2 protein-coding genes are annotated in these 2,701 nt (G+C 72.0%); both read left to right on the top strand.

What is annotated here, in order from left to right; genetic code table 11:
* Window positions 1–1,040: AI-2E family transporter (locus tag ACXJKL_RS18935; RefSeq protein WP_457208552.1), on the top strand; the 1,040-nt coding region annotated here is incomplete at its 5' end.
* 83 nt (window positions 1,041–1,123) lie between these two features.
* On the top strand, window positions 1,124–2,701 hold a 1,578-nt coding region (locus ACXJKL_RS18930), incomplete at its 3' end, for an alkaline phosphatase family protein (RefSeq protein ID WP_457208551.1).

Genomic DNA, 2,701 nt, shown 5'->3' with positions numbered 1-2,701 from the left:
TGCTGGGCCTGGCCGCCGTCACCGTGACCATCGCCGGGATCAAGGCGGTGTCCGAGATCGCGGCGCCGGCGTTCCTCGCGCTGGTGCTCTCGGTCGCCGTGCACCCGCTGCGCGGCTGGCTGGTGCGACACCGGTCGCCGACCTGGGTGGCCACGCTGGCCACGGTCCTGACCGCCTGGGGGATCCTCGTCGTCCTCGCCGGCTCCCTGGTCGTGGCCGGGGCGCACTTCGCGGCGCTGGTGACGCAGTACCAGGACGACGCCACGGCGCTGGTCCGGGACGCGGAGTCCTGGGTGGGCAACGTCGGCATCGACCCGGACCAGGCCTCCGCGCTGGCGTCGAGCCTGGACCTCGGCCGGCTGGCAGACCTGGTGGGCTCGATCCTCGGCRAGCTGCTGGCGGTCGTCGGCAACCTGTTGTTCATCGGTGCCCTGCTGCTCTTCATGGTCGCCGACGCCTCGTGGTTCCCGCTGCGTCTGGACGGCGTGCGCGACGCACGCTCGGCGGTCGTGGAGGCGCTGGAGTCCTTCGCCCACGGGACCCGCTCCTACCTGGTCGTGTCCACCGTGTTCGGGCTCATCGTGGCCGTGATCGACACGATCCTGCTGTGGGCGCTCGACGTCCCGGAGCCGCTGGTCTGGGGGGTGCTGGCGTTCATCACCAACTACATCCCCAACATCGGCTTCGTGATCGGGCTCGTCCCGCCGGCGATCCTGGCGCTGCTCGAGGGCGGCGTGAGCCTGTTCCTGATCGTGATCGTGTCCTACAGCCTGATCAACGTCGTGATCCAGACCATCATCCAGCCCAAGGTCGTGGGTGATGCGGTCGGACTGTCCACCACCATCACCTTCATGTCCCTGGCCTTCTGGACCTGGGTGCTCGGGCCGCTCGGTGCCCTGCTGGCGATCCCCCTGACCTTGCTCCTGAAGGCCCTGCTGATCGACGTGGACCGCGACACCGTGTGGGTACGGCCGCTGATCTCGGGGCTCGAGTCCGATGCCCGCGACGCGGTGCCGGCGCGGGCCGCGGACCAACCGTGACCACAGTCGCTGCGGACCGGTCGAGCGGTCCGGCCGGCCCGGGCCGGCACCGCCTGAGACTCTCGGACGTCGGTCGGATGCTGGTGAGCTGGGTGACCGGATCGGTCGCACTGGTCGTCGCGACCTGGGTGCTGCCCGGTCTGGAGGCCACCTCGTACGCCGACCTGTTCGCCGTCGCCGCCGTGGTCTCGCTCTTCGGCCTGCTGGCGCGCCCGGTCCTGGCCTCCGTGGCCGCCGCCATCGGCTGGCTGGCCGTGGCGGCGGTGGCGGTGGCCGGCCAGGCGGTGGTGATGCTCCTCGTCCTGCGCGTGGTGGACAGTGTCCACGCCACCTCGTTCTGGACGCTGGTCGCCGCGACCTGGATCGCCTCGCTGGTCTCGACCGTCCTGACGTGGCTGGTCAGCGCCGGCACCGACGAGAGCTTCACGACCGCGCTGCTGCGCTACGGCGGTCGCGGCCAGACCGTGGCCGACCCGGAGGTGGACGGGGTGGTCTTCGTCCAGCTCGACGGGCTGCCCTACCCGGTGGCGAGGTGGGCCCTGCAGTCCGGGACGATGCCGACGCTGAGGCGCTGGCTGGACGACGGCTCGCACGAGCTGCGTGAGTGGACGGTGCAGACGCCGTGCACCACACCCGCCAGCCAGCAGGGCATCCTGCAGGGCACCATCGACGGCGTGCCGGCGTTCCGCTGGTACGACCGCGAGCTCGGTCGTGTCCTGGTGGCCAACCGACCGGCCGACGCCGCCGTCATCGAGGCGCGCGCGACCTCCGGCGTGGGGCTGCTCGCCGACCGGGGGGTCTCGGTCTCCAACCTGTTCTCCGGGGACGCGGAGCGCAGCATGATGACGATGAGCCAGGTCGGGCTCACGCGAGGATCCCGCGACACCCGGCGGACCGTGGCCCGTTTCGTGCTGAGACCGGACGGCTTCGCGCGCAGCTTCTTCCGGACCGTGGCGGAGGTGGTCCGCGAGCGGTTCCAGGCCCGCCAGCAGCGGCGACGGGACGTCGTGCCCCGGGTGGTCCGGCCCTGGACGTTCGCCCTGCTGCGAGCGATCACCAACGGCGTGCTGCGGGACCTCAACACCGCCGTCGTGGCCCAGGAGATGCTCAGGGGCACGCGGAGCGTCTACGTCGACTACGTGGACTACGACGAGGTCGCCCATCACGCCGGCTGCAACCGGATCGAGTCTCTCCGGGTCCTGCAGGCCCTCGACGAGGTGCTGAGGCACCTGGAGATCGTCGCGCGGGCGGCACCGCGCCGCTACCACTTCGTGGTCCTCTCCGACCACGGCCAGTCCCAGGGGCCACCGTTCGCCGAGCGGGGGCACAGCCTGGCGGAGCTGTGCGCGACCCTCACCAGTGCAGACGTCGCCGCGATGGACGCCAACGTCGAGAGCTGGGGGCCGGTCGAGGCGCTCCTCGAGGACCTGTCGGGGAGCCCCGGGACCCAGCCCGCCGCGCGCGCGACCGCCCACCGTGCCGCCGCCCGGGGACGGGTGGGCGAGGGGGACGACCTGGTGGTCCTGGGCTCGGGGAACCTGGGCCTGATCTACGTCCGCGAGCCGAAGCGGCTGCTGCTCGAGGACATCGACGAGCGTTGGCCGGCCCTGGTCCCCGGACTCGCGGCCGACCCCGGGGTGGGGTTCGTCTCGGTGCTCAGC

It is taken from the genome of Nocardioides sp. P5_C9_2 (assembly GCF_054049555.1).
This window is presented reverse-complemented; position numbering and strand designations above follow the sequence as displayed.